The 20829-nt window shown below is 66.0% G+C and carries 18 protein-coding genes and 1 pseudogene; 11 read left to right on the top strand and 8 right to left on the bottom strand.

Annotated features, from left to right (window positions below; all coding sequences use genetic code 11):
• Positions 1-1521 carry an Asp-tRNA(Asn)/Glu-tRNA(Gln) amidotransferase subunit GatB gene (gene gatB, locus FCF25_RS10350; RefSeq protein ID WP_137048619.1) on the top strand — a complete coding sequence of 507 codons (1521 nt, stop codon included), beginning with the start codon at positions 1-3 and terminating at the stop codon, positions 1519-1521.
• A 160-nt stretch (positions 1522-1681) separates the two neighbouring features.
• On the top strand, positions 1682-2764 hold the full coding sequence (locus FCF25_RS10355; RefSeq protein WP_137048620.1) for a trans-aconitate 2-methyltransferase: 1083 nt from the start codon (positions 1682-1684) through the stop codon (positions 2762-2764).
• 105 nt (positions 2765-2869) lie between these two features.
• Here FCF25_RS10355 and FCF25_RS10360 read toward each other — a convergent pair whose 3' ends face one another.
• Positions 2870-4273, bottom strand: coding sequence for an MATE family efflux transporter (locus FCF25_RS10360; protein ID WP_137049392.1), 1404 nt, complete (start codon positions 4271-4273; stop codon positions 2870-2872).
• 237 nt (positions 4274-4510) lie between these two features.
• On the opposite strand from FCF25_RS10360, the gene FCF25_RS10365 reads away from it, so the two are divergent.
• The 3 genes from FCF25_RS10365 (at position 4511) to FCF25_RS16075 (ending at position 9321) form a co-directional block, all read left to right on the top strand.
• Positions 4511-6328: a S9 family peptidase gene (locus tag FCF25_RS10365; protein ID WP_137048622.1), complete on the top strand. Its 1818-nt coding sequence runs from the start codon at positions 4511-4513 to the stop codon at positions 6326-6328.
• Between the two features lie 150 nt (positions 6329-6478).
• Positions 6479-8995: a DNA topoisomerase I gene (locus FCF25_RS10370; RefSeq protein WP_137048624.1), complete on the top strand. Its 2517-nt coding sequence runs from the start codon at positions 6479-6481 to the stop codon at positions 8993-8995.
• A gap of 44 nt (positions 8996-9039) precedes the next feature.
• Positions 9040-9321: a hypothetical protein gene (locus FCF25_RS16075; RefSeq protein WP_137049393.1), complete on the top strand. Its 282-nt coding sequence runs from the start codon at positions 9040-9042 to the stop codon at positions 9319-9321.
• A gap of 53 nt (positions 9322-9374) precedes the next feature.
• On the opposite strand, the pseudogene FCF25_RS10380 reads toward FCF25_RS16075, so the two are convergent.
• Positions 9375-9563: pseudogene (locus FCF25_RS10380) on the bottom strand (restriction endonuclease); the annotation flags it as partial.
• A 91-nt stretch (positions 9564-9654) separates the two neighbouring features.
• Here FCF25_RS10380 and FCF25_RS10385 point away from each other — a divergent pair.
• Complete coding sequence (locus tag FCF25_RS10385) at positions 9655-10365, top strand: phosphoglycerol geranylgeranyltransferase (protein WP_117592347.1); 711 nt, start codon at positions 9655-9657, stop codon at positions 10363-10365.
• Positions 10366-10419: 54 nt separating this feature from the next.
• On the opposite strand, the gene FCF25_RS10390 is transcribed toward FCF25_RS10385, so the two are convergent.
• From FCF25_RS10390 to FCF25_RS10395, 3 genes are all read right to left on the bottom strand, one after another.
• Complete coding sequence (locus tag FCF25_RS10390) at positions 10420-11664, bottom strand: cation:proton antiporter (RefSeq protein ID WP_117592345.1); 1245 nt, start codon at positions 11662-11664, stop codon at positions 10420-10422.
• Positions 11665-11823, bottom strand: a complete 159-nt coding sequence (locus FCF25_RS15625; RefSeq protein WP_168191235.1) for a hypothetical protein — start codon at positions 11821-11823, stop codon at positions 11665-11667. It lies immediately after the preceding gene.
• 289 nt (positions 11824-12112) lie between these two features.
• Positions 12113-12583, bottom strand: coding sequence for an Lrp/AsnC family transcriptional regulator (locus tag FCF25_RS10395; RefSeq protein WP_117592343.1), 471 nt, complete (start codon positions 12581-12583; stop codon positions 12113-12115).
• Between the two features lie 131 nt (positions 12584-12714).
• Between FCF25_RS10395 and aspS the strand changes: the two genes are divergently transcribed.
• Complete coding sequence (aspS, locus tag FCF25_RS10400) at positions 12715-14019, top strand: aspartate--tRNA(Asn) ligase (protein ID WP_117592341.1); 1305 nt, start codon at positions 12715-12717, stop codon at positions 14017-14019.
• Between the two features lie 141 nt (positions 14020-14160).
• Positions 14161-14934, top strand: coding sequence for a hypothetical protein (locus tag FCF25_RS10405; RefSeq protein ID WP_137048626.1), 774 nt, complete (start codon positions 14161-14163; stop codon positions 14932-14934).
• A gap of 31 nt (positions 14935-14965) precedes the next feature.
• On the opposite strand, the gene FCF25_RS10410 is transcribed toward FCF25_RS10405, so the two are convergent.
• Positions 14966-15208 carry a PRC-barrel domain containing protein gene (locus FCF25_RS10410; protein ID WP_117594122.1) on the bottom strand — a complete coding sequence of 81 codons (243 nt, stop codon included), beginning with the start codon at positions 15206-15208 and terminating at the stop codon, positions 14966-14968.
• Positions 15209-15473: 265 nt separating this feature from the next.
• Between FCF25_RS10410 and FCF25_RS10415 the strand changes: the two genes are divergently transcribed.
• A complete protein-coding gene (locus FCF25_RS10415) occupies positions 15474-16361 on the top strand; it encodes a pantoate kinase (RefSeq protein WP_137048628.1) in 888 nt (295 codons plus the stop codon).
• A gap of 34 nt (positions 16362-16395) precedes the next feature.
• The gene (locus tag FCF25_RS10420; RefSeq protein WP_117592336.1) at positions 16396-17142 is read left to right on the top strand and encodes a 4-phosphopantoate--beta-alanine ligase; all 747 of its coding nucleotides are present in this window, start codon (positions 16396-16398) and stop codon (positions 17140-17142) included.
• Positions 17143-17257: 115 nt separating this feature from the next.
• On the opposite strand, the gene FCF25_RS10425 is transcribed toward FCF25_RS10420, so the two are convergent.
• Positions 17258-18205 (bottom strand): hypothetical protein, encoded by a 948-nt coding sequence (locus tag FCF25_RS10425; protein ID WP_137048630.1) that lies wholly within the window; start codon positions 18203-18205, stop codon positions 17258-17260.
• Positions 18206-18306: 101 nt separating this feature from the next.
• The gene (locus FCF25_RS10430; RefSeq protein ID WP_137048631.1) at positions 18307-19287 is read right to left on the bottom strand and encodes a glutathione S-transferase family protein; all 981 of its coding nucleotides are present in this window, start codon (positions 19285-19287) and stop codon (positions 18307-18309) included.
• A gap of 213 nt (positions 19288-19500) precedes the next feature.
• Between FCF25_RS10430 and FCF25_RS15630 the strand changes: the two genes are divergently transcribed.
• Positions 19501-20817 carry a hypothetical protein gene (locus FCF25_RS15630; protein WP_168191236.1) on the top strand — a complete coding sequence of 439 codons (1317 nt, stop codon included), beginning with the start codon at positions 19501-19503 and terminating at the stop codon, positions 20815-20817.
• The last annotated feature ends 12 nt before the right edge of the window (positions 20818-20829 follow it).

A 20829-nucleotide genomic window follows, 5' to 3' on the forward strand; every position in this document is an offset into this window, starting at 1 on the left:
ATGACCGCGCAAGCGCTCGAACAGCGCGACCTCGCCGTCGTCATCGGGTTGGAGGTCCACGTCCAGCTCGAAACCGCGACGAAGATCTTCTGTGGCTGTTCGACCGACGCCGCCGCCGACGAGGAACCGAACACCCGAACCTGTCCGACCTGTCTCGGCCTCCCGGGTGCGCTCCCAGTGCTCAACGAGGGGGCCGTCGAGGCCGCCGTCAAGGTGGGGAAGGCGCTCGACGCCGACATCCCCGAGCAGACCCGCTTTCACCGGAAGAACTACTACTACCCCGACCTGCCGAAGAACTTCCAGATCACGCAGTACGACGCCCCCATCTGTCAGGATGGGACACTGGAGTTCACCGTCGAAGGCGAAACCCGCGAGGTGAGCATCCGCCGCGCGCACCTCGAAGAGGACCCCGGCAGCATCAAACACGTCCGCGACGGCGCGGGGAACCTCGACTCGCGGACGGTCGCCATCGACCGCGCGGACTACACGCTCGTCGACTACAACCGCGCCGGCACGCCGCTGATGGAGATCGTCACCCAACCCGACTTCCGCAGTCCGTCGGAGGTCCGGTCGTTCCTCGCGAAACTGGAGGAGGTGCTCGAGTACCTCGGCGTGTTCGACTCCACGCGCGACGGCTCGCTCCGCATCGACGCGAACCTGAGTCTCGTCCCCGCCGACGAGATTCGCGACGACGGCTCGATTCCCGAGGACGTACTCGACGAGGCGAACCGCACCGAGGTGAAGAACATCTCCAGTCACAAGGGCGCGGAGAAGGCGCTCACCTACGAGGCGTCCCGGCAGCGGAACCTCGTCCAGCGCGGCAAGACCGTCGAACAGGAGACGCGGCACTTCAACGAGGCCCACGGTTCGACCGTCTCGATGCGGACCAAGGAGGAGGAGAAGGACTACCGCTACTTCCGCGAGGCCGACCTCCCGCCGCTGCGGGTCGCCGGCTGGAAGGAGACCATCGAGATTCCGGAACTGCCCGACGCGCGGCGCGAGCGCTTCCGCGAGGAGTACGGCCTCGACGCCGAGTCCGCCTCGAAACTCACCTCCACGAAGGAAGTCGCCGACTTCTACGAGCAGGTGGCAGAGACGTTCGACCCCGACCTCGCGGCGACGTGGGTCGCCGACAACCTGCTCGGCGAACTCAACTACCGCGACATGAGCATCGAGGACGTCGAGAGCCGACTGGACGAGTTCGCCCGCCTCGTCGAACTCGTCGCCGAGGACGAGATCACGACGAAGAACGCCGAGGAGGTCGTCCTCCGGCGGATGCTCGACGACGAGATGGCCCCCGACGAGGTCATCGACGAGGAAGGACTCGGCAAAGCCGACGACGACGCGGTCGTCGTCGCCGTCGAGGAGGCCATCGAGGAGAACCCCGACGCCGTCGAGGATTACCACGCGGGCGAGGGCGGCGCTATCAACTTCCTCGTCGGTCAGGTGATGCAGAAAACCGGCGGCAGCGCCGACCCCGGCAGCGTCAACGGGATGCTCAGAGAGCGACTGGACGAGTAGCGCTCGGCTCGGACACCGTACTCCCGACCGTCGTCCGCACGGGAGACAGTCGCTGCAGAAACGTCACCGGATGACTCACCGTCAGCAGCCGCCGGTGTGTCGGGAAGTAACTATCTAACACGTGCACCCGTAGCGATTTTCACGGGGAGGCGGGCACACTATGACGACGGAAACCAGCACGGAAACGAACCCGATCGACGAACGGAAACTGAACGACCTCGTGGGAACGTCGCTCGTCGACCTCGGTGCGACAGTCCACGCGGCGCTGGCCGTCATCGGCGACGAACTCGGTCTGTACGCGGCGCTGGACGAGGCGGGACCGGTTACGTCCGCCGAGTTGGCCGCGGAGACGGGCACCGCGGAACGATACGTCCGCGAGTGGCTGCGTTCGCAGGCCGCCGGCGGGTACGTGACCTACGACCCGGAGGCCGACCGCTACCGCCTCACTCCCGAGCAGGCGTACGTGTTAGCCGACGAGGAGAGTCCGGTGTTCATGCCGGGCGCGTTCCAGCTCGTGGCGTCGGCGGCCAAGGTCGGACCCGAACTCCGCGAGGCGTTCAGAACGGGCGAGGGTATCGGCTGGCACGAACACGACGAGGACGTGTTTCACGGCACGGAGCGATTCTTCGGACCGTCGTACGGGGCCTATCTCATCGACTGGATAGAGTCGCTCGACGGGACCGACGCCGCGCTGAGAGCGGGCGGGCGAATCGTCGACGTCGGTTGCGGACACGGCGCACCGACGATTCGCATGGCCGAAGCGTATCCCGAGTCGACGGTCGTCGGCGTCGATTACCACGAGGCGTCGATAGCGGTGGCGCGCGAGCGGGCGGAATCCGCGGGCGTGGCCGACCGCGTCGAGTTCGAGGTGGCGACCGCGAGAGGGTACGACGGCACCGACTACGACCTCGTGACGATGTTCAACTGCTTTCACGACATGGGCGACCCCGTCGGCGTGGCGGCTCACGTCAGAGAGACACTCGCCGACGACGGTGCTTGGATGATCGTCGAGCCGTACGCCGAGGACCGAGTCGAAGACAACCTCACCCCGTTCGGTCGCCTCGCGTACTCGATCTCGACGGTCGCCTGTACGCCGAACTCGCTCAGCCAGGACGTCGGGTACGGTCTCGGCGCACAGGCGGGCGAGGAACGGACGCGGGAAGTCGTCACGGAGGCCGGGTTCACGCGCTTCCGCCGCGCCGCCGAGACGAAAACCAGTCTGGTCTTCGAGGCGAGGCCGTAGTCCCGCGGTCGGGGAGCCGATTTTTCGCTCGGACGGGTCTCCGCGAGACGTTCGCGTGGACGCGGCCGCTAGAGCTTCCGTCCGTGATTGGCGGAGTTCGCCGAATCAGTCCGCCGCCGACGGCCGCGACTCGGACTCTTCCAGAACCCCCGTCTGCCACCCGCCGCGCTGGAACCAGACGACGGCGACGACGAACGCCGCCATCGCGCCGACGGCGAACGCCCACCAGAGGCCGTCGACGCCCCAATCGAGCGCGCGAACCGCCATCCCACCCGGTAACGGCACCGTCCACGCGAACGCGAGGACGAGCGCCACCGGCACCCGGAATATCCACCGCGAGAGAAACGACAGCGCCATCGCCACCTTCGTCTGGCCCGCGCCGCGGAACGCGCCCTGAATCACCATCGTCCCGCCGAAGAACGCCCAGAACGGCGCGATGATGCGGAGGAAGCGAACCCCCTCGGCGACGACGGCCTCGTCGCCGACGAAGATCCGCATCGCCACGTCGGGGAAGGCGAAGACGAGCGCCGCGGCGGCGAACAGCACGGCCATCGTGCCGCCCATCGCCTTCCACGTTACCTCCGCCGCCCGTTCGGGCGTCTTCGCGCCGAGGTTCTGGCCGACGCCCGTCGCCGTCGCTTGGCCCACGGCCCCCGAGACGGTCCACGAGACGGACATCAGGCGGACGCCGATGCCGTAGGCGGCGATGGCGGCGACGGTGAACTGCGCGACGAGCGTCGCCATGGCGACGGCGGCGAAACTGCGCGCCCACCCGTCGAGCGTCGCCGGGTAGCCGACCTCGACAAGTTTCCTCAGCACCGACCTGTCGGGCCGGAGGTCGGGGACGCGGAGGCGGACGCCCCAGTCACCGCGGAGGAGAATGTAAACCCCGGCAACCGTCACGAGCGCCCGCGAGATGAACGTCGCAACCGCCGCCCCGCGGGTGCCCATCTCGGGGAACACCCACCAGCCGAGGATGAGGAACGGGTCGAGGACGACGTTGAGGCCGGCGGAGCCGACCATGAGCCACATCGCCGTCTTCGTGTCGCCCGCGCCCTGCAGCGCCGCGCGAAAGGCGAAGAAACAGAAAGTGAACGGGAGCGCGAGGAAGATGACCTCGATGTACGCGAGCGCATCGGGGAACACCGGCCCGGTCGCGCCCATCGCGCGCAACAACGGCTCCTGAACGGCGAGGCCGAACGCCGACAGCACCGTCGCGACGCCGACGGTGAGCAGGATGGTCTGGCCGACGACGTGGTCGGCCTCTCGGTCGTTGCCCGCGCCGACGTGCTGGGAGACGAGCGCGATGGTCGCCGCCGTGATGCCCATCGCCGTCGAGACGAACATCCACGAGAGGGGGAACATCAGCGAGACGGCGGCGACGGCCTCCGGACTCACGCGGCCGACCCAGAACATATCCGCGAGGTTGTAAAACGTCTGGAGCAGGTTGCCGGCGACCAGCGGCCACGCTAGCGCGACGAGTTTCGGCGAAATCGCGCCGGTAGTCATATCGATGCGGCTCTCGCTCTGCTTCGACACGTTCTCTCGTGAGTCTCGGCGGTTCGACACATAAGGCCACGGCTTCCGGCGAGCGACGTGGGCGGTGGTCGCGGCGACCGCCGTCGCCACCGCACTCGCGGCAACCACCGTCGCCACTGCCTCGCGACAACCACTGTCGCCACCGCACTCGCGGCAACCCCTCGCCGGATGCTGAATCCTTATCCGACCCGCGGCCACTGTGCAAGCATGCCACAGTACGACGTCGCTCGCTACCTCGGCATCGACGCCGCCCAGCAACCCGCGTTCTCACCGGACGGGGAGCGTCTCACGTTCGTCCGCGACACGACCGGCACCCCCCAAATCTGGACGCTCGACGAGGCGGGTGCGCCGCCGACGCGACTCACCGCGTTCGAGGAGCGAATCTCGTTCGTCGACTGGTCGCCGACACGGGACGAGTTCGTCTTCGGGATGGACCGGGGCAGCGACGAGCGCGACCAGTTGTTCCGCTACGACGCCGCCGACGGGACGACTCACGGTCTGACCGAACGTCCGGAGGCGATACACGGGTGGGGCGGCTGGTCGCCCGACGGCGACCAGTTCGCCTTCACCTCGAACCGCCGCGACGCGCAGGCGTTCGACGTGTACGTCCAGGCGCGCGACGGCGGCCCCGACGACGCCGAACGCGTCTTCGAGTCCGACGGCTGGCTCGAAGTGCTCGGGTGGTCGCCCGACGGCGAGCGGCTCGCGCTCCGCGAGGCGCACGCGAGCTTCGACCAGGAGCTCTCGGTTCTGGACCTCGAAACCGGCGAGGCGCGCGTCGTCACCCCCGAGGGCGAAGCCAGCTACGACTGCGTGGCGTTCGGCCCCGACGGCGACGCGCTGTATCTGGTGACGAACCACGACGCCGATACGAGCTACCTCGGTCGACTGGACCTCGAATCGGGAACGATCGCCGGGGTCGCCGACGGCGGCGAGTGGAATCTGGAGGAGTTCGTCTTCGACCGCGATTCTCGAACGGTCGTCTACGGCCGCAACGTCGACGGCTACTCCGAACTGTACGCGGGTGAACTCACCGACGAGACGGCGGTCGACGCGACGGAAGTCGACCTCCGCGAGGGCGTCGCTACCGACGTGACGCTCGGTCCCGACGGCGAGCGGTTCGCGTTCACCTTCTCGGCGAACGACGAACCGTTCGGCGTCTACGTCGGCGAACTGGCGTCGGACGACGACTGCGCGGCGACCGCAGAACCGACGCGGTGGACGCCGCTGGACACCGTCGGTATCCCCCGGTCGACGTTCCGGGACGCCGAGACGGTACGATACGAGAGTTTCGACGGCCGCGAGATACCCGCGTACTGGACGCTCCCCGAGGACGCCGAACCGGGCGCGACGCCGGCCATCGTCGACATCCACGGGGGACCGGAGCACCAGCGACGGCCGTGGTTCTACCCGACCAAGCAGTTCTTCCTCAACGAGGGCTACGCCGTGTTGGAACCGAACGTCCGCGGGTCGTCGGGCTACGGGAAGGCGTACACCCACCTCGACGACCGCGAGAAGCGGATGGACTCGGTGAAGGATATCAGAGCAGCCGTCGACTGGCTGTACGAACAGGAGGAAGTCGATCCCGACCGAATCGTTGCCTACGGCCGCTCCTACGGCGGGTTCATGGTGCTCGCCGCCATCACCGAGTATCCCGACGTCTGGGCCGCGGCCGTCGAGTTCGTCGGCATCGCCGACTTCGAGACGTTTCTGGAGAACACCGGCGAGTGGCGGCGCGACCACCGCAGCGCCGAGTACGGCTCGCTGGAGAACCGAGAGCTGCTGAGAGCCATCAGTCCGATTCACGACGTCGACCGGATCCAGTGCCCGCTGTTCGTCCAGCACGGCGCGAACGACCCGCGCGTCCCCGTCGGCGAGACGGAGCAGATCGTCGAGCGAGTGCGCGAACGCGGTGTACCGGTCGAGAAACTCGTCTTCGAGGACGAGGGCCACCACACGACGACGCGCTCGAACCTCGTCGAGGAGTTCGAGCGGATTCGGGCGTTCCTGGACGAGCACGTCTGAACCGGCCCGTCGCGACGTTCGTACAGTCGACTACGCGCGCGAGCATGCGAGCGCCGCGCGAGGCCCACGTGCGCGCGTCCACGCCCGCTTGCGGTTTCGCCGTGAACGACCGCGAAAGGTTTAGGCCGCCCCTTCGCATATCGCCTGCCAATGAGCAAGGGGCCGGAACTGATAATCACCGAGAAGGACAACGCCGCGAGGCGCATCGCCGACATCCTCAGCGGCGAGTCCGCCGACGCCGAGCGGATGAACGGCGTCAACGTCTACAAGTGGGGCGGCAAGCGCTGCATCGGGCTGTCGGGCCACGTCGTCGGCGTCGACTTCCCGCCGGAGTACAACGACTGGCGCGACGTCGAACCCGTCGAACTCATCGACGCGCCCATCGACAAACACCCGACGCAGGAGAACATCGTCGCCGCACTGCGACGACTCGCCCGCCACGCCTCCAGAGTGACTATCGCCACCGACTACGACCGCGAGGGCGAACTCATCGGGAAGGAGGCGTACGAACTCGTCCGCGACGTGAACGAGGACGTCCCCATCGACCGGGTGCGCTTCTCCTCCATCACGAAAAACGAGGTGACCGAGGCGTTCGAGAATCCGGAAGACCTGGACTTCGACCTCGCGGCAGCGGGCGAAGCACGACAGATTATCGACCTCGTCTGGGGCGCGGCGCTGACGCGTTTCCTCTCGCTGTCGGCCCGCCAACTCGGCGACGACTTCATCTCCGTCGGTCGGGTGCAGGGACCGACGTTGAAGCTCATCGTCGACCGCGAGCGCGAGATAGACGCGTTCGACCCCGAGGACTACTGGGAACTGTTCGCGGACCTCGAAAAAGGCGAATCGGGCGAGAACTTCGAGGCGCAGTACTTCTACCCCGACGAGGACGGCAACGAGGCCGAGCGCGTCTGGAACGAGGAGACGGCGAACGAGGTGTACGACACGCTCCGGACCGCGTCGTCGGCGACGGTGCAGTCGGTTCGCCGCCGCACGCGGACTGACAAGCCCCCTGCGCCGTTCAACACCACGCAGTTCATCCGCGCGGCGGGGAGTATCGGTTACTCCGCCCAGCGCGCGATGAGCATCGCCGAGGACCTCTACACGGCGGGTTACATCACCTACCCGCGCACCGACAACACCGTCTACCCCGACGATTTGGATCCTGAAGAACTCGTCTCGGAGTTCGTCGGCACCCGTCGTTTCGGCGACGACGCCGAGTCGCTGCTCGAACTCGACGAACTCGACCCGACGGAAGGCGACGAGGAGACGACCGACCACCCGCCGATTCACCCGACGGGCGAACTGCCGTCTTCGGCCGACGTCTCCGAGGACGAGTACGAGGTGTACGAACTCGTCGTCCGACGCTTCTTCGCCACCGTCGCCGAGGCGGCGAAGTGGGAGCACCTCCGCGTCGTCGCCGACGTCGACGCCGACGGCGACCCGCTGTCGCTGAAGGCGAACGGGAAGCGGCTCGTCAAGGAGGGCTACCACGCCGTCTACCCGTACTTCAACAACACCGAGAGCTTCGTCCCCGACGTCTCCGAGGGCGAGGAGCTCGCCGTCACCGACACGCGCTTCGAGGCCAAACAGACCCAACCGCCGCGGCGCTACGGCCAGTCGCGACTCATCGAGACGATGGAGAAGATGGGCATCGGGACGAAGGCGACCCGCCACGACGTGATTCAGAAACTGTACGACCGCAACTACATCGAGAGCGACCCGCCGCGGCCGACCCGCCTCGCGCGCGCGGTCGTCAGCGCCTCGGAGGAGTTCGCCGACCGCATCGTGAGCGAGGAGATGACCGCCCAACTCGAATCCGACATGCTCGCCATCGCCGACGGCGAGAAGAACTTCGAGGACGTGACGAGAGAGTCCCGCGAGATGCTCGAAACCGTCTTCGAGGGGCTGATGGAGTCGGGCGACGAGTTGGGTAAGCAGCTGCAGAAATCCCTGAAGGCGGACAAGACGCTCGGCCCGTGTCCGGAGTGCGGCGAGGACCTGCTGGTGCGCAAGAGCCGGTACGGCTCGTACTTCGTCGGCTGCGACGGCTACCCCGACTGCGAGTACACCCTTCCGCTCCCGTCGACGGGCAAGCCGCTCATCCTCGAAGACGAGTGCGAGGAGCACGGCCTCCACCACGTGAAGATGCTCGCCGGACGGAAGACGTTCGTCCACGGTTGTCCGCAGTGCAAGGCCGACGAAGCCGACGAGCAGGACGACCTGATAATCGGCGAGTGTCCCGAGTGCGGCCAAGAGCATGGGGGGGAACTGGCAATCAAGCAACTGCGTTCCGGTTCTCGGCTCGTCGGCTGTACGCGCTATCCGGAGTGCGACTACTCGCTGCCGCTGCCGCGCCGCGGCGAGATAGAAGTCACCGACGAGGAGTGCGAGGAACACGGACTTCCCCACCTCGTGGTTCACAACGGCGACGAACCGTGGGAACTCGGCTGTCCCATCTGCAACTACCGCGAGTACCAGGCCCAGCAGGTCGGCGGCGACGAACTCCAGAGCATCTCGGGCATCGGCGAGAAGACGGCCGAGAAACTGAGGGAGGCCGGAATCGCGGACGTGCCGGGACTGAAAGACGCCGACCCCGACGACGTGGCCGCGAGCGTCGAAGGCGTGGGTGCGGATACGATTCGGGATTGGCAGGCGAAAGCGGACTAACCCCCACCTTTTACTCTGCGCTCGCTCCGCTCGCTCGGTAAAAGCTGGACCAAAAGCACTTCTCCTTCACTTCGCTTCGCTCCGTTCAGTCGTCGGCCTGCTCGCTCACTTCGTTCGCTCGCAGTAAGTGTGCTACTGTCAGAGGTCCTTCTAACGCTAGAAACGTTGGAGCTGTTATGAACGAAGAACTGGCTCGCTGGGTGTCATGTCCCGAATGCAAGAGCTCCGACGTGAAAATCCATTCCAGTATCCCGAACGACTGGATCCGAATCACCTGCGACGACTGTGGAGCGGACAGTTTCGACGCTACCCGAGACCGAGTTTAGTTGAGGGAGTAGACCGGCTTGTTACCTTCTCAGCGGCCTCACTCACAGAGGAACTACTCGTCCGCCACCGCCTCCTCGATGATTTCGATTTCCTCCTCGGTCAGTCCGTATAGCTCGTACACTATCTGGCCGACGAGGTCGTCGGACTTCTCGATTTTCGCCTCCAACTCGTCGACGCGCTCCTTCGTCTCCAGATACCGCTCCAGTCCGTCACGCACGTCGTCGACGGCGGGGAGCGTCAGCGCCTCGAAGACTCCCTGACGCGTTGGTCGCTGGTCGTCCGGAACCATCGTTCCGCACTCTTTTTAACGACTCCCCGGAGTACACAGTCCAATGACTCTGCCGTGGGAATCGTGGGACCACATCCTCAAAATCGATCCCGACAAACCGCTCGTCGACGGCGAGACGTTCGCCGACGCCTGCGAGACCGGCACCGACGCCATCGAAATCGGCGGCACGCTCGACATCACGACCGAGAAGATGCAGCGCGTCGTCGACGCCTGCGCCGAGTACGACGTACCGCTGTACCAGGAACCGTCGAACCCCGGCGTCGTCGTCGACGACGACGCCCTCGACGGCTACCTCATCCCGACGGTGTTCAACGCCGGCGACTCCTTCTGGGTCACCGGCGCGCACAAGGAGTGGGTCCGTATCGAGAACGGCCTCGACTGGGAGCGCACGCACACCGAGGCGTACATCGTCCTCAATCCGGAGGCCTCCGTCGCGCAACTCACCGACGCCGACTGTGACCAGACCGTCGACGACGTGGCCGCGTGGGCCGCCGTCGCCGAGAAGATGTTCGGCCAGGACATCGTCTACGTCGAGTACTCCGGCATGTACGGCGACACCGAGAAGGTGCAGGCCGCGCAGGACGCGCTCGACGACTCGACGCTGTTCTACGGCGGCGGCATCCGCAGCTACGACGCCGCCTACGAGATGGGACAGCACGCGGACGTTATCGTCGTCGGCGACCTGTTGCACGACGAGGGCGTCGACGCGGTCCGCGAGACCGTCGAGGGCGTCAAGGACGCCCACGCCGAGTAGCTCTTCTCCGCGGATTCGGTTCGGTTCGGTTCGCTTCCCGGTCGGCGAGAGCGGTCAGTCCGCCGTGCTGGCCGTCTCGTCCTCGTCGAGTCGGACGAGTTCGCCCGCCGACTCCAGGAGTTTGACGCCCCACGTCATCGTCACGGGAACGAGCGCCGTCGTGAAGATGGCGATGAAGACGAGGATGGAGAACATCTGCTGGTCGATGATGCCCGCCGACAGGCCGATGGAGGCGATGATTATCTCGACGGTGCCGCGGCCGTTCATCCCGAAGCCGATGACCAGCCCCTCGCGGGAGGTGAGCTTCGTCGGTAGCGAGAACAGCCACGACCCGACGATCTTCCCGACGAACGCGATGGCGACCAGCAGCACGAGCAGTCCGAGGTTCTGCGTGAACACGTCGAACGTCAGCTCGAAGGCGACGGTGACGAAGAAGATGGGCGCGAAGAAGCCGATAGCGAGGTCGTAGATGACGTTCTCCATGTGCTCGTACAGCCCCGGCGTGATGTCGGCCTGCCGGAGGAACATCCCGGCCATGAAGCCGCCGATGATCATGTGGAGGCCCGCCAGCGCGGCGAGTTCGGCGAACACCAGCGCGACGAGGAGCGCGAACGTGAACGCCGTCGTCTTGTCGACGAAGCCGTACTGCTCGCGGAGCGCTTCGAGTTTCGTCCACATCGGCGGGAGGAAGCGGTCGCCGATGAACAGCGTCACGGCGAAGAACGCCAGCGCCTTGCCGAGGATGACGGCGATGCTCAGCGGGTCGACCGACCCGGCCTCGACGAAGCCGATGATGCCCGCGAACGCGACGAGCACGCCCACGTCGGAGACGAGCGCGCCGCCCAGAAGCACCCCCGCGATGCGGGTGTCGAGCAGGTCGAGGTCGGAGAGGATGCGCGACTTCGTCGCCAGCGAGGTCGCCGCCATCGCCAGTCCGAGAAACAGCGCCGCTCCCACCGACACCCCGAGGACGACGCCGGCCGCGTAGCCGAGGCCGAACGGGATGACGAAACCGCCGACGGCGATGAGAAGCGCCTGCGGCCCGAGTTCGAACAGTTTGTGGAGGTCGACTTCGGTGCCGACGTACACCATCAGGAGGAAGACGCCGAGTTCCGACAGCACCGCCAACACCTCCGAGGGTTGGATGATCCCCAGTATCGGCGGACCGAAGAGGAGCCCCGCCGACAGCTCACCCATCATCGCGGGATAGCCGAACCGCTCCGCGAGCGCACCGAACACCCACGCGACGGCCAGAACCAACAGGAGGCCGAGGATGTTGATCTCGGACGCTTCGACCACTCAGTTCACCTCCGAGACGCGGTTCTCCGCGTCCGCGTGCGGAATCCGGCGCGGCCCGAGACGACCCGGGCCTCGGCACCGACCTTCGACCAGGTGAATCCGCGCCCGTCCGCCCACCTTCGACGTTTCGTCGCTCGACTGCCGTGCGGGAACTCTCATATCCGGTTCTTGCTCCTGAAACGGCATAAAGAAGGCGATATTTTGCTGATTTCGCATCTACTATTCGTTATAGTATTTATTACACAATTGAAGATACTCAAATCTAAGCGACGCATCGTTCGGTCTGTCGGTCGTCGAAACGTGAACGCGTCCGTAAAGACGTGAACGCGTCCGCAACCGTCTCTCGTCGCGACGTCGGCGAGCGCATCCGGCGGCACTCCGAGAGGCGGCGGATCGAAGCGCCGAAGCCGTCGCTCCGCGGAGAGGCGTACCGAACCGAAGAACGCGACTACTCGTCCGTAGTTTCGTTGAACGGCGTGTACGGGCAGGTGTACTCGTTGCGGATGAGTTCCTCTTCGACGATCTCGAAGCCGAGCGAACTCAGGTCGCGACCGATTCGGCTCAGGTCGTCGCTGTCCTCGCCGACGACGGTGATGTGGACGTTCTCGTCGCCGGTCATTATCTCGCGGACCGAGACGACGCCGTCGACGTCGCACGCTTCGCGCGCGAGTTGCTCGCGCTTCGGAATCGGGGCGGTACAGAGAATGAGCGTGTACAGTTGGTACCCGGCGGCCTCGAAGTCGATGTCGAGGTGGCTCCCCCGAACGATCTCTCCCTCTTCGAGTCGGCGGATTCGGTTGCGTACGGTGCTGGCGGAGACCCCCTTCATCTCGGCGATCTCTCGGGCGGTCGTCCCGCGGGCGTCGCCCTGAAGCGCGTAGATGATGTAGCGGTCGAGGTCGTCGAGTTCCCGCGACATACCAGAGAGGTTACCGACAGGTGCAAATGTGTTTTGTTCCGGCCGGTGCGTGAGACACGGTGACTGGCGACCCGTCGCGCGCTCCGGGCGGAATCGGTCGTTTTTAACCTCCCGACGCGGAACGCGTAGACATGCACAACCGAACGTACGCAGCTGACGCCGAACCCGGCGAGACGGTGACGCTCGCCGGTTGGGTCCACGAGGTTCGTGACCTCGGCGGCATCGCATTCCTCATCCTGCGGGACACCACCGGGAAGATTCAGGTCAAGTTCGAGAAAGACGAGATGGACGAGGAGCTCGTCGAGACCGGCCTCGGCGTCCACCGCGAGAGCGTCATCTCGGTGACCGGCGACGTCGGCGAGGAGCCGCGCGCGCCGACGGGCGTCGAAGTCGTCCCCGAGAGCCTCGACGTCGTCGCCGAGGCGGACCCGCAACTGCCGCTCGACCCCTCCGGCAAGGTCGACGCCGAACTGCCGACGCGCCTCGACAACCGGACGCTCGACCTCCGTAAGGACGAGGTGAAGGCCATCTTCGAGATTCGCGCCGAGGTACAGCGCGCCGTCCGCGAGCGGTTCCGCGACCTGCGCGCGACCGAGATCAACACGCCGAAGATCGTCGCCACGGGCACCGAGGGCGGAACCGAACTGTTCCCCATCACCTACTTCGGCCGAGAGGCGTTCATGAACCAGTCGCCGCAGCTGTTCAAGCAGCTCATGGTCGGCTCCGGTCTGGAGCGCGTCTTCGAGGTCGGCCCCATCTTCCGCGCCGAGGAGCACAACACGCCGCGACACCTCAACGAGGCGACCTCCATCGACTTCGAGTCGGCCTTCATCGACCACACCGAGGCGATGGACGTCTGCGAAGCCGTCGTCAAGGCGGCGTACGAAGCGGTCGAGGAGAACTGTCAGCGCCAGCTCGAAGCGCTCGGACTCGAAGACGAGTTCGAGGCCCCCGCCGGCGAGTTCCCGCGTCTCACCTACGAGGAGGCCATCGAGCGCATCAACGCGTCGGGCGAACTCGACGAGCATCTCGTCTGGGGCGACGACCTGCCGACCGAGGGCGAGAAGGCGCTCGGCGACGACGTGGGTGAACACTACTTCATCACCGACTGGCCCAGCGAGATCAAGCCGTTCTACATCAAGGACCACGACGACGACGAGACGCTCTCGACCGGGTTCGACATGATGCACCCGAACATGGAACTCGTCTCCGGCGGGCAGCGCGAACACCGCTACGACGAACTCGTCGCCGGCTTCGAACAGCAGGGGCTCGACCCCGAGTCGTTCGACTACTACACGAAGATGTTCAAGTACGGGATGCCCCCGCACGCGGGCTTCGGCCTCGGCGGCGAGCGCCTCATCATGACGATGCTCGGGCTGGAGAACATCCGCGAAGCGGTTCTGTTCCCGCGTGACAGGCAGCGACTGTCGCCGTAGGCGACGACCGAACCGACGACCGCTCATCTTTCGCGTCACTCGAAGGCCCGACAGCGACGAATCCGCTTCCGTGTCGACGATACTGACAGATAGTTGAGGCGGCCAAGCGACTTATTCGCGTTCACTCCCAAACTCGGTTCGATGCCCGGACTCAACGAAAACGTACTCGAAGAAGCGGGCGACCGCGGACGGACGCTGCTGGTCACGGACCTCGTCGCACTCATCGAGCGACACGAGCGGAGCGACCGTCTCGGTGTCGACCCGTCGCGCGTCGTGACGTACGCCGAGGGACTGGAGGCGGACGGCGCGCGAATCGACGCCGGGAGCGTTCCGTCCGCAATCGAGGAACGGCGGACGGACGCCACCTCGTGGGTCGGCGACGACGCGCTGTACGCGGTCGGCGACGGCCGAGTGAGTACGTACCCGGAGCGCTGGCACGAGGACCTCCGGGGAGAAAGCGACGTGAGGCGATATCTCGAAGTCATCCTCGACGACGTCGGAGACAGCACCGACGCGTTCGACGTGGGCGGCGCGGGGACCGGCGTCCCGCGGAGTCTCCTCCTCGGTGCGACGGCGGTCCTCGGCGAACTCAACCCGACAGAGACGAAGGCTCAGATACAGGCGCTCCGCGACGAGGGCGTCCTCGCCGAAGACGCCGACCAGCATCCGAACGCGCGCGCGTCGCGTTCGCAGAACAGCAACGTTGACAACGAAACGTCGCAGAACAGCAACGCTGACGCCGCAGCAGCGGCGCTGGGCGGTCGTCTTCGACGTGCAGAATCGATAGAGGCGGTCGCGTGCGACCGCCGGCGTCACCGCCGACTCGTTTCCCGTGAAAACCGACGGACTGGACGCGAAACGCCGGTGCGTCCGGGAGTGATGCATGTCTGGCTAGCCGACCGTCCGGCGAGTTAGGTTGCGGACGGCGTGACAGACGCGCCGAGCGTCACACGTCCCGACGAAGTCTGATTTCGTCGTCGGTGACCGCTTCGACGGCTTCCTCCTGGAGCGGGTACGTGTCCTCGTCCCTCTCACCCCAACCGAGCTTCGATTTGAGTTTCTCGGTGAGTCCGGGGTCCGGTTCGACGTACGCGGTTCCGTGTTCAACATCGGCAACGATGCCTACGGTGTCGCCGTCGTCGGCGACGACCTTCTTTCCCTCGTCGTCTTCGGTGATGTTAGTTGCCATCGGTGGGTCCTCCGTCAGTTGTCTGCGACCCGCTGGTCGCGTCACCGACGACGACGTGATTGCGTAAAAAGCGGCGCGACCGTTTCCCGCGTTCAGTCCGCTCGACCGCCGACAGACTCGTTCAGCCCCCGATCTGCGGCGTTTTCGATCCGAGTAGATGTAGCACACTACCGAACGGAAATGCGCCATTTATCGACGCGAACGGCCGGAGCGACGGCCGGTCGGGATTGTAACTGTTAAACCTGCGGCGGGGGGATGACCGAGTATGGCCGACGAGGTAGTAGCGTTCGTTCCGGGCCACGTGACCGGATTCTTCAGCGCCCACCCCGACGACGACCCGAGAGTCGCCGGGTCCCGCGGAGCGGGCGTAACGCTCTCCGAGGGCGTCACCGTCCGCGTCCGACCGGCGACGACGACGACGGTGACGCTCGGCGGCGACGCGATCGGCGTCGACCCGGTCGAACGCGTGCTCGACGCCCTCTCGGTGACGGCGGCCGTCGAGGCCGACACGTCGCTACCGTTGGGCGCGGGCTTCGGCGTCTCGGGCGCGATGGCGCTCGGGACGGCGCTGGCGGCCAACGGCGTCTTCGACCGGGCGCTCTCGGAGAACGAACTCGTCACGCTCGCCCACGGCGCGGATGTACAGTCGGGAACCGGTCTCGGCGACGTCGTCGCACAGGCGCACGGCGGCGTGCCGATTCGCCTCGAACCCGGCGCACCCGGCGAGGGACTGCTGGACGGGATACCCGCCCAGACCCGCGTCGAGTACGTCACGTTCGGCGAACTCTCCACCGAGGACGTGCTCTCGGGCGACACCACCCGGCTCTCGGAGGCCGGGAGTCGCGCGCTGTCGAGTCTCGTCGAGCGGCCGACGCTCGACCGATTCATGTTCGCGTCGCGTCGCTTCGCCCGGGAAGCCGGACTGCTCACCGACCGCGTCGAGGAGGCGATACGCGATGTGAACGCCGTCGACGGCGCGGCGTCGATGGCGATGCTCGGCGACTCGGTGTTCGCGCTCGGAACGGGGCTCTCGGAGGCGGGCTACGACCCGGCGGTCTGTCAGAGCCACCCCTCGGGCGCACGACTGCTCGACGACGACTCGGCCGCGCTCGTAGCCGACGGCGCTTCGCCTTCGGTACCGCACCGCGAGTAGCACCGGTTTTTACCCTCCCCCGTCAATCGCCGCTATGACCGAGATTCCCGAGGACCACCCCCGATACGAGTCGTTGCTGACGCGACACCGCATCGAGGAGGGTGTCGACGAGGGCATCACCAGCAGGCAGGGGCTCATCGCCCAGGGACGCGGCGAGGCGTTCGATTACCTCCTCGGCGAGCGAACGACGGAGAGCGCCGACGCCGCCGAGCGCGCGGCCGCCGCGCAGTTACTTCTGGCCGACCACCCGGTGCTGTCGATAAACGGCAACGTCGCCGCGCTCTGCCCGGGCGAACTGGTCGAACTCGCCGACGTCGTCGGCGCGGACCTCGAAGTGAACCTGTTCAACCGCACCGACGAGCGGATGACCGCCATCGCCGACCACCTGCGCGACCACGGTGCGACCGACGTGAAGGGACTGACTGCCGACGGCCGCATCCCCGGACTCTCACACGAACGCGCGAAAGTCGACGCCGACGGCATCGGCGACGCCGACGTCGTCTTGGTCCCCCTCGAAGACGGCGACAGAGCGGAGGCGTTGGCGGCGATGGGGAAAATCGAAATCGTCGTCGACCTCAACCCCATGTCGCGGTCGGCGCAGGCCGCGGCTATCCCCGTCGTCGACAACATCGTCCGCGCGGTGCCGAACGTCACCCGACACGCCCGCGAGCTACGGGAGCGACCCCGCGAGGAACTCGAACGAATCGTCGACGAGTTCGACGCCGACGCGGCGCTGGCCGACGCCGAGCGAGCGATTCGAGACGGCACGACACAGCCGTAGAGCTACGCGGACGGCGTCGCTCGTCGACGCACTTCACTCCCGAAAACCGAATCGCCCGGAGGAAACGAGCCGAAGCGGCGCTCCGTGGCCGTGCGAGGACGCGTCGCCGACGCGCTCACTGGTTGGGCGACTCGTTCGTCGCTTCCCCGTCGCCTTCGAGCGGCGACTCGCCCTCGGTACCGCCCGAATCTGACTCGGCGTCGCTCTCCTCTCCCTCGGTCTCGTCGTCCGACTCTTCCGTCTCCAGTGCAGCCTCACCGGCGGTCTGGTCGCCGTGCTCACCTTCGTCTTCGCTTTCGTCGTCGTCTCCGATTTCGTCCTCGCCCTCGCTTTCGTCGTCTCCGATTTCGTCCTCGCCCTCGCTTTCGTCGTCGTCTCCGATTTCGTCCTCGCCCTCGCTTTCGTCGTCGTCTCCGATTTCGTCCTCGCCCTCGCTTTCGTCCTCGTTCGTCGCCGCCTCGACGACGTCGTCTTCGACGACCGTCTCGCCGGGTTCGGGCGAGATGTCGCCCTCGTCGTCCTCGACGGCGTCGACCATCTCGTCGACGTCCGCTTCCTCGGCGGCGCTCGCTCCCATCACGTCCTCCTCGGCGACGTTCGTCTCCGTGATGTCGCGTTCGGTCGCGTCGGGTTCGGAGTCGCCTCCCGTACGGCGCTTTCGCACGGCGAAGGCGACGACGGCGACGACCACCGCGAACGCGAGCAGTCGCAGGAGCGTCCCGACGACCGACCGCGACTCGAACGACTCCTCGGGCGTCGGTTCCGCTTCGGTTTCCCGTTCCGTGACGCTCGTCTCCGCCAGCAACCGCTCGACTCGTTCGTCTCTGGCCAGTCGACGGAGTACGCCGAGGGCGACGAGCGAACCCGCGACCAGTTGTTTCCCCGTCCGTCGCTCGCGACTCTGTTCTGTGTCCTGCCCCGCGAGCGTTCGGAGGAACCGTTCGACGTCGAACGGCTCCGACTCCGCGTTCGAATCGCCGTCGGACGACTCGGTCAGTTCCTCGTCGAACAGCGTACGGGCGACGCGCTTCGCTTCGTCTATCGTCTCTCGTCGGTTGTTCATCACGTGTGTTCTCCCAGTGAGAACTCAGCACGAAGCCTCGAAAGGTTTCGGCGAACGTCACGTTCGAGAGTGTTTCTCCAAAAACTGACTGTGCGAAAAAACTACTCGAACAGGGCGTCCGGTGGTCCCCCCGCGAGACGGTCCCGGTCGTGCGGTTCCGAGAAGTCGATGTCCGGCCCGGTGGGGACCAATCGCTTGGGGTTCACGTCGCCGTGGCTCCGGTAGTAGTGTTCGGTGATGTGTTCGAGGTTCACCGTGTCCGCGATTCCGGGCAGCTGGTACAGTTCCTTCGCGTAGTTCCAGAGGTTCGGATACTCGTGAATCGCCCGGCGGTTACACTTGAAGTGAGTGTGGTAGACGTGGTCGAAGCGGACCAGCGTGGCGAACATCGCCAGATCCGCTTCGGTGAGCACGTCGCCGGCGAGATACCACTGGTCGTCGAGAACGCTCTCGTAGTGGTCGAGCGCGTCGAACAGGTCGTCGACGGCGCTGTCGTACGCGTCCTGCGTGTCGGCGAACCCGGCGCGGTAGACGCCGTTGTTGATTGGTTCGTAGATGTCGTCGATGAGCCGGTCGACTTCGTCTCGGTACCCTTCGGGGTAGAGGTCGACGTTGCGCTCGGCGAGACGGCCGAACTCCGTGTCGAGCATCCGCATTATCTCCTCGGACTCGTTGTTGACGATGGTTTCTTCCTTCTGGTCCCAGAGAACGGGCACCGTCACGCGGCCGGTGTACTCGTCGTCCGCGCGGACGTAGACGTCTCGCAGATACGGTTCGTCGTACAGCGGGTCGGGAAACTGTTCGGAGAACTCCCAGCCGTCGTCGATGCGGACGGGTTCGGTCAACGAGAGCGAGATGGCGTGTTCGAGTCCCAGAAGCGAGCGCGTCATCGCCGCTCGGTGCGCCCACGGGCAGGCCCGGCAGATGTAGAGATGGTACCGACCCGCCTCGACGGGATACGTCGCGTCCTCGTCGTCTCGGATTCGGTCCCGAAACGACGTCTCCTGTCGGTCGAACTCCCCCTCGTCGTTGGTCGACTCGTAGGCGTCGGTGGTCCACTCGCCGTCGACGAGCATATTCATCGATTGTCATCTCCGCGCGTCGCTGTTCTCGTCATTTCGTTCACACTACGGCCGCTTCGAGTAAAAGCGTTCGGCGCGATTCGAACTGCGCGCAATCGCGGTTCGGTCCGGCGGTCGTACGGTCGGCTTATCAGAACAGTATGCCGACCCATACGGCCGAAACAATCGAACGGCTGCCCATAACAAAGGGGGTACTAGTTCTTGCCGCAGGCAATGCCCGACCCTGGTTCCAAACGACAGTACGTACCACTGGTGGTGCTCCTCGTCGTCGCCCTGGGCGCGATAGCCATCGGCTCCGGTTTCGCGTCGCAGTTCGACGCCGGGTCGCTCTCCCCGGTCAACGATTCGAGCAGCGACGCCGGCACCGAGGTAGTCACCAACGAGACGAACGCGACGACGCCGAACGCGACGAACGCGACGACGGCGAACGCGACGACGACGAATGCGACGAACGCGACGACGGAGTCCCCGACGACCGCTACGAACGACAGCAGCGCCGGTAGTTCTGACGACGCTGAAACGGACGACGCCGGCGGCGACGGCGGTACCGACGACTCCGCTAACGCCGGCGGTTCGAACGACGCCGACGAGACGACGACCGAACAGCCGACAGTCCAGCCGATACAGGACAGTTCGGACCAGTGCGGTGTGCTCACCGTCTCGAACCCCAACGAGTTCGCAGTGACGTACAGCTACACCGTTCAAGAGACGGGGACGAGCGGTAACGTCGAACTCGGTCCCGGCGAGTCGACCACCATCGACCTCGACCTGGGTGTCGCCGAGGGCCAGTACTACGTGGTCACCGAGGCAGTGCGCAGCGACACCGGCGAGTCGGTGCCCGTCGAGGACGAGGAGACCTCGGCGATAACCGAGAGCGTGCAGGCCTGTGCTCCGTCGGAGACGACCGAGACGTCGACGCCGACCGACACCACGACTTCGACGCCGACCGACACTACGACTTCGACGCCGACCGAGACGAGTTCGCCCGTAGTGACCGAGACGACGACCTCCACGTCGCCGTCGGTGCAGTCGATTCAGGACAGCTCGAACCAGTGCGGTCAACTCACCGTCTCGAACCCCAACGAGTTCGCGGTGACGTACAGCTACACCGTCCAAGAGGCGGGGACGAGCGGTAACGTCGAACTCGGTCCCGGCGAGTCGACTACCATCGACCTCGACTTGGGCGGGTCGGCAGGTGACCAGTACTACGTGGTCACCGAGGCGGTCCGCAGCGACACCGGCGAGTCGGTGCCCGTCGAGGACGAGGAGACCTCGGCGATAACCGAGAGCGTCGAAGCGTGCGGTTCGCCGTCAACGTCGACCGCGACGTCGACGCCGACGGAGACGACCGAAACCGCGACGTCCACGTCCGAACCGACCACCACGTCGACGCCGACCACCACGTCGACGCCGACCGAAACCACGACTACCACGTCGACGTCGACCGAGACGACTGAAACCACGACCACCACGTCCGAACCGACTACCACGGAGACGAGCACGAACGAGTCGACCGATACGGCGGCGTAACCCGTCGCGGCG

The sequence above is a fragment of the Haloprofundus sp. MHR1 genome (genome assembly GCF_005155585.1).
In the GTDB taxonomy this organism is placed as follows: domain Archaea; phylum Halobacteriota; class Halobacteria; order Halobacteriales; family Haloferacaceae; genus Haloprofundus; species Haloprofundus halophilus.